Source organism: Bradyrhizobium sp. STM 3843 (assembly GCF_000239815.1).
GTDB lineage: Bacteria > Pseudomonadota > Alphaproteobacteria > Rhizobiales > Xanthobacteraceae > Bradyrhizobium.
In genome coordinates this window covers 1-6,652 of the sequence record NZ_CAFK01000025.1, presented here as the reverse complement: position 1 = coordinate 6,652, position 6,652 = coordinate 1, and the positions used below count along the sequence as shown (strand labels likewise).

7 protein-coding genes are annotated in these 6,652 nt (G+C 65.1%); 4 read left to right on the top strand and 3 right to left on the bottom strand.

Annotation, left to right across the window (positions count from 1 at the left end):
* Positions 1 to 427: 427 nt before the first annotated feature.
* From BRAS3843_RS39340 to BRAS3843_RS04220, 4 genes are all read left to right on the top strand, one after another.
* Entirely contained in the window at positions 428 to 682 is a 255-nt protein-coding gene (locus tag BRAS3843_RS39340; protein ID WP_008967492.1) for a hypothetical protein, read from the top strand.
* Between the two features lie 286 nt (positions 683 to 968).
* On the top strand, positions 969 to 1,976 hold the full coding sequence (locus BRAS3843_RS04230) for a PrsW family glutamic-type intramembrane protease (RefSeq protein WP_035980799.1): 1,008 nt from the start codon (positions 969 to 971) through the stop codon (positions 1,974 to 1,976).
* Positions 1,977 to 2,082: 106 nt separating this feature from the next.
* Positions 2,083 to 2,661: an HdeD family acid-resistance protein gene (locus BRAS3843_RS04225; RefSeq protein WP_008967490.1), complete on the top strand. Its 579-nt coding sequence runs from the start codon at positions 2,083 to 2,085 to the stop codon at positions 2,659 to 2,661.
* Between the two features lie 279 nt (positions 2,662 to 2,940).
* Positions 2,941 to 4,032, top strand: coding sequence for a 3-deoxy-7-phosphoheptulonate synthase (locus BRAS3843_RS04220; RefSeq protein ID WP_008967489.1), 1,092 nt, complete (start codon positions 2,941 to 2,943; stop codon positions 4,030 to 4,032).
* A 61-nt stretch (positions 4,033 to 4,093) separates the two neighbouring features.
* On the opposite strand, the gene BRAS3843_RS04215 is transcribed toward BRAS3843_RS04220, so the two are convergent.
* The 3 genes from BRAS3843_RS04215 to epmA are packed head-to-tail and all read right to left on the bottom strand — an operon-like array spanning position 4,094 to position 6,533.
* A complete protein-coding gene (locus tag BRAS3843_RS04215) occupies positions 4,094 to 4,366 on the bottom strand; it encodes a hypothetical protein (RefSeq protein ID WP_008967488.1) in 273 nt (90 codons plus the stop codon).
* 20 nt (positions 4,367 to 4,386) lie between these two features.
* Positions 4,387 to 5,484 carry a lysine-2,3-aminomutase-like protein gene (locus BRAS3843_RS04210; protein ID WP_008967487.1) on the bottom strand — a complete coding sequence of 366 codons (1,098 nt, stop codon included), beginning with the start codon at positions 5,482 to 5,484 and terminating at the stop codon, positions 4,387 to 4,389.
* The gene (gene epmA, locus BRAS3843_RS04205; protein WP_008967486.1) at positions 5,481 to 6,533 is read right to left on the bottom strand and encodes an EF-P lysine aminoacylase EpmA; all 1,053 of its coding nucleotides are present in this window, start codon (positions 6,531 to 6,533) and stop codon (positions 5,481 to 5,483) included. Before epmA ends, BRAS3843_RS04210 begins: the two co-directional genes overlap by 4 nt.
* Between the last annotated feature and the right edge of the window lie 119 nt (positions 6,534 to 6,652).

Here is a 6,652-nt window from a genome sequence, read left to right as displayed (position 1 = left end):
GGCGAGGCGCTCCAGATCGGCAAACACCCGGTAGCGGCGCTCCTGGTGCAGCTGGTCGAGGGCGCGGTCGAAATAGCTATTGTAATCCATGGTGTGATCCGTCCCCCTGGCGCCTGGCTGGCGGCTCCGCGCGGCATCGAGTGCCGGGGAGAGCGCCGCTGCGGTAAGCCCGCAATGCTGCATCGAAGCCCGGTTCGCGTGCCACGTCGTTGATCCAGATCAGCATTCCGTCGTAACGGCCCGCCAAATACGAGACGTTCGCAACTGATCAGCCGGCACGTGGGTGTGCAAAGTTTTTTTCAATGGTCGATGGAATGGCCAAATTGATGCACGCTTTTGGCGCGATATTGACGCGATCCCTGTCGATTGAGACATTGCCAGGGCTTTCGCATCACCGGGCGCCGTGCCCGAAATCACGAGGGCGTTCATGAAATTTCTACCTGTTCTGATTGTCGCCTGCGTTTTCAGCCAGGCTGCCTTTGCCGAAGGGCTGGAATGTCGGCGCGTCGCCGACCCCACCCCGCGACTGAGCTGTGTGGAGAAGCCGGCAACTGCCGAAGCACCATCGGCGGCACGACCGGACGCCTGGACTCCGCCAGCCACAAGCCGACGCGACTCGGACGCGGCGCGCGACAGTGACGGCGTCACCTCGCGCACCACCCGGATCTGCCGCGACTGCTAAAGACAATCCACGCCTGACGCCAAGGGGGGCACGAAGGGGGCGCGAAAGGTGGCACGCGCAGATCGCGCATCTGAACGGGACTGGCACATGATGGCCGCAAATTTGCGGTGCGACGCCTTGCCCTGTGGCCAGAAGCCGATGTCAAATCCAGATCGTAGGTGGAACCTGCTCTAGTGTCCCGGTTCTGACGTTCGTATCATTTTGCGGCGTCAGATCCGCCACGTCAGCTGTTACGTTCCGCCCCGGTACTGGATGATCGGATCATATGGCCTATCTGCCATCGCAGATGAATCTGCTTGAAGCCCTCCCGACCGTCATTGGAACGGCAGCCATCGCCCCTGCGCTGCTGATCCTCTGGCTCGTGGTAGCGGCCGGCGACCACCCCGGTCCGCCGCTGAGGATCTGGACCGCGTTCACGTTCGGAGCCGCCAGCGTGCTCCTGCTCGGCATCATCCGCGCGCCGTTTCGTCCGATCAGCGTCATCATCGACAATCCCTGGGTTGCCCAGGTCGTGCATTCGGTCGCGGGCGTCGCCTTGCCCGAGGAGGTGGTCAAGGTTCTCGTCATCGCCGCCATTTCCTCGCGCCGCCGCCACTTCGGCAATGCCATGGACACGGTGGTTTATGGCGCCGCAGTCGGCCTCGGCTTCGCCGCCTATGAGAACCTGGCCTATCTGGTGCAGCACGCCGATATGTGGCGCTCGCTGGCCGCGCTACGGAGCGTGCTGACGGTGCCGTTTCACGGCGCGCTCGGGATCATCGCAGGTGCCTATCTCGCGATCGCGCGCGCCGGAACGGCGCTCGGCGCGCACCGGCGTCATCGCGATTTTGCGCGGATGTCCAGTTGGGCCTTGGTGCTGATCGCTCCCGTCGCATTGCACTCAGCCTTCGACTTTCCCCTGCTGATGCTGCAGCGGAATCCGGATCTCGATCCCACGCTCCGCATCGGCCTCGGGGCTGTGAGCCTGCTGATCGGCTTTTCCTCGATCGGGCTTGCGGCGCGACTGGTCCGGCGGGTGGCTCACCACCACAGCCCGCGCACCGAGGTGGCCCGCGCACGGCTGAGCCAGCTCAGGCGGATGTGGGCGCTGCTCCTGATCGGAGGCGCCGCCGGCTTCATCGGCCTCGCCTTTGTCCTGACCTCGGTCCACCATTGGCTGCTCAATCCCGACCACAACGTGGCGATGGTGCTGGTTCCGCTCGGGCTGACTGCGATCCTGCTCGGGATCGCCCTATTGATTGTCACGACCGCGATCTACATTCTGGGACGCAATCGGATACGGACGACGGGCTGACGTCAGGGCGACTTGCGTCGGATCAAGCCCAGCCCGTGTCACCAGGTTAGAAACGATGCCTGCAGGCTAGCGTTCGTTTGGCGCTACAACCGTCGGGAGTATGAACATGACCCTTCCCCAAGGCAGCGAAGCCGATCGGCTCAGATCGGAGGTTGGCGCCGCCGTCCGCGCGCATTGGGTCGCGTTTCTGATCGAGGGCATTCTGCTCGTCATCCTGGGCCTCGCGGCGATGATCCTGCCGCCGCTGGCAAGCTTGGCTGTGACGATCTTCCTCAGCTGGATGTTCCTGATCTCCGGCGTCGCCGGGCTCGCGCTGACCTTCTGGGCGCGTGCCATGCCCGGCTTCTGGTGGTCGCTGATCTCGGCCGTGCTGGCGATTGTCGCCGGCATTATCCTGTTGGCAGCGCCAGTCCAGGGCACGCTGACGCTCACAATCGTCATCGGCGCCTACTTCCTGGCCGAGGGCGTCGCCAGCATCATGTATGCGCTCGAGCACCGGCGCGAGATGTCCGAGCGCTGGGGCTGGATGTTGGCCGCGGGCGTGGTCGACATTGTCATCGCCGGCATCATCATCACCGGCCTGCCGGGCTCGGCGCTGTGGGCGATCGGCCTCTTGGTCGGCATCAACTTGCTGTTCGGCGGCATTTCGCTGATCGCCATGGCGATTGCGGCACGCAGCGCCTGAGGCGGCTCCAAGTGAGCGTCCAACCGAGCCGCTCAGTGAGAGCAGCCTGAGTCAGGGCCGCGCGATTTAGGGGGATGACAAACCGTGCGGCCGACGCTATACAGCCGGCCATGATCACCGTCGCCACCAGCTATTTTTGGTACTTTAGCTACGACAGCTCGCTGGCGGCGGGAGGATCGCGCTCAATCTGACACATTGCAGCAAGACATCCGAACAGCCGCCAGACCTGGCGGCTTTTTTGTTGCCGGCGGGTCGCGAAAATCACGCAAGGAGCCCGCCGTGCTGAGTACCACAGACGATCTTCGCATCAAGGAAATCAAGGAGTTGAGTCCACCCGATGAGGTAATGGGCGAGATTCCGCGCACGCTCACCGCAACGCGCGTGGTGATGGCCGCGCGCAACGCGATCCGCGCAATCCTGAACGGCAGCGACGATCGGCTGCTGGTCATCGTCGGCCCCTGCTCGATCCACGACCCGATCGCCGCGATCGAATATGCCGAACGCCTCACGTCCTTGCGCGAGCGGCTTTCTGACCAGCTTGAGATCGTGATGCGGGTCTATTTCGAGAAGCCACGCACCACGGTGGGTTGGAAGGGGCTGATCAACGATCCCGATCTCGACAACAGCTTCGACATCAACAAGGGCCTGCGGCTGGCGCGCAACCTGCTCTCGGCGGTGAACAATCTCGGCCTCCCGGCGGCGACCGAATTCCTCGATCTGACCACGCCGCAATATATCGCCGATCTCGTCTCCTGGGCCGCGATCGGCGCGCGCACCACCGAAAGCCAGATCCACCGCGAGCTGGCCTCCGGCCTGTCCTGCCCGGTCGGCTTCAAGAACGGCACCGACGGCAACATCCGCATCGCCAGTGACGCGGTGAAATCCGCGGCCCATCCCCACCATTTCATGGCCGTGACCAAGGGCGGACGTTCGGCGATCGCCGCCACGACCGGCAACGATGATTGCCACATCATCCTGCGCGGCGGCAACCGTCCGAACTACGACGCAGCCAGCGTCGATCAGGCCGCCAGCGAGCTGGTCCGCGCCGGCCTTTCCCCGCGGCTGATGATCGACACCAGCCACGCCAATTCCGGCAAGAAGCCGGAGCACCAGCCGCTGGTCGCGGCCGACATCGCACGGCAGCTGTCTGATGGCGAGCAGCGCATCATGGGCGTGATGATCGAGAGCAACCTGGTGGCCGGGCGCCAGGACGTGAAACCCGGCGTGCCGCTGGTCCATGGCCAGAGCATCACGGATGGTTGCATCGATTGGAGCACCACGGTCGATGTGCTCGACGGGTTGGCGGACGCGGTCACGGCGCGGCGCACCGCCGGTGATGGTGCTCTGCGCGAACGCCCCGTCTCGGCTTGAACCCGCGCAGGCAGAACCAAGGGGGCGCGTGCTCGACACGCGCCCCGCTCAAGCACTTAACCTAACAGCCGCGGCAGATGCTCTTGATCTTGCGATCGAGCGCCGCGTCTTCCTTGTTCTCCGGCGTGCTCGGATCGCTCAGGCTCTTCTCGTTCGAAAAGTCGCTGGCACGCGGCTGCCGGTGGCCGACCGGCGCTTCGATGCTGGGGCTTGCACTACTTCCGGTATCCCGGCCTGAGCCGCTGACGCCCGTTCGGCCAGCTCCGCTCTGTGCAAGGGCCGGCCCGACCGTCACCGCAATCAGGAGCCCCATCGCAATCGCAAATCTGTTCATGTTGCTCCTCCTCAGCCAAATCAGTCGCCCGTCTGGGGCGGATAGAGATGCACCTCGCCACAATAGTCAATCACACGATAGCGCGTATCCGCAGCCGCTTTCTGATCCCGCTCAACAGAATCATCTGTTGCCAGATATTGCGGGCCGACCGGCGCCTTGCCGTGTCCGCCGGGGATGTCGAGCACATAATCCGGCTGGCACAATCCCGAGACCCGACCACGCAACGCCCGCATCAATTGCTGGCCCCGCGCCAGCGTCGTGCGCAAATGCCCGGTACCGGGCGCGAGGTCGCCGTGGTGGAGGTAATAGGGCTTGATGCGGCATTCAACGAAGGCCCGCATCAAGGCTTCGAGAGTTTCGGGATCATCATTGACGCCGCGCAGCAGCACGGACTGGCTGACCATGGGAATGCCGGCGTCGACCAGCCGCGCGCAGGCGGCGCGGACATCTTGGCTCAGCTCCCGCGGATGATTGGCATGCAGCGCGACCCAGACCGTGGCCCCTGCAGGCTTCAGGGCTTCGACCAGCGCAGGGCTGATCCGCGCGGGCTCGGCAACCGGCAGGCGGGTATGGATGCGGATGATCTTGACGTGGTCGATCCCGGCCAGATCGGACACGATCTCCTTGAGCCGGCGCGGCGAGAGCATCAGGGGATCGCCGCCGGTGAGGATGACCTCCCAGATCTCGCGATGCGCACGAATGTAATCGAGCGCGGTCCGATATGCGGCTTCCGACAATCCGCTCTCCTTGCCCGGCCCGACCATCTCGCGCCGGAAGCAGAAGCGGCAATAGACCGCACAGACATGGACCAGCTTCAGCAGCACGCGGTCGGGATAGCGATGCACGACGCCCGGAACCGGCGCATGCGTCTCGTCGCCGATCGGATCGGCGCGCTCGCCCGGAGCCGCAACGAGCTCGTCCGCCGTCGGAACGAACTGGCGGGCAATCGGATCGGCGGCATCGCCCGGCTCGATCAGCTCGGCCAGATGAGACGTCACCGCGATCGCATAGCGCTCACCGACCTGTTCCAGGACGGACTGATCCGCCGGCGCGGCCAGGCCACGCGCAACCAGGTCTGCGGCTGTCCGCAACGTGTTCGGCCGTAAGATGCGGTTCATGGCTCACCTGCAGGCGGCGTCCACACCACCTGATCGATCCTGACGGCACCGGCCGCCAGCATCACCAGCCGGTCGAAGCCGAGCGCGACGCCGCTGGCCGGCGGCATGGCGCCGACCGCGGCAAGAAAATCCTCGTCGATCGGATAGCGCTCGCCATAGCGGCGCAGTTTCTCGTCCATCGATTCGTCAAAGCGCCGGCGCTGCTCGGCGGCGTCGGTCAGTTCGCCAAAACCATTGGCGAGTTCGACGCCGCAGGCATAGACCTCGAAACGTTCCGCCACTCGTGGGTCGGTTTGCTTCACGCGCGCCAGGGCCGCTTCCGGAGCCGGATATTCGCACAGGACGGTCAAACGCCCCTGCCCCAGATGCGGTTCGATATGCTCGACCAGGATCTTGCTGAACAGGTCGGACCAGGTGTCGTCGGCGGCGATCCGGACCTTGCCTTTGGCCGCTTCCGCCAGCGCCGCCCGGTCGCCCTCGCCCTTGGTGACCGTCGCGAGCAGATCGATCCCGGCATAACGGGCGAAGGCAGCGGCCACCGTCAGCAATTCCGGCTCGGCAAAGGGATCGGCGCGGCGGCCGCGGAAGGAAAACTCCCCGATTCCGGTCGCCTGGGCGGCACCACGGATCACTGCGATCGTGTCGGCCATGATCACGTCGTAGTCGGCATTGGCCCGGTACCATTCCAGCATGGTGAATTCCGGCAGATGCAGGTCGCCCCGTTCGCGGTCGCGGAATACGCGCGCCAATTCAAAAATGCGGCTTTCGCCGGCGGCCAAGAGCTTCTTGCAGGCGAATTCCGGCGAGGTCCGCAAGTACCGCCTGGCCCGGCTGCCGTCCGCACCCGTCAGCTCGGTGGCGGGCGCATGCAGATGGGTCTCGTTGCCCGGCGATACCTGCAGAATCCCGGTCTCGACCTCCGTAAAGCCCTGCTCATCGAACCAGGCCCGCAACGCACGCGTCACCACGCCCCGGGCCGCCAGAAACGGCCGTCTGTCGGCGTGCCGGCTGGCCGACCACCAGGGCGAGATCACGGGCTGGGCGGGCATCAGAGGGGGGCCCTGCAGGTCCGCAAAAGACTGGCAACCCCAGACAAAATCAGTATGTTGCGCCCCGAAACCGCATTCAGCGTCGCGTGGCGCCCAGGTTCTGCCCGGGGCCCGCTCAA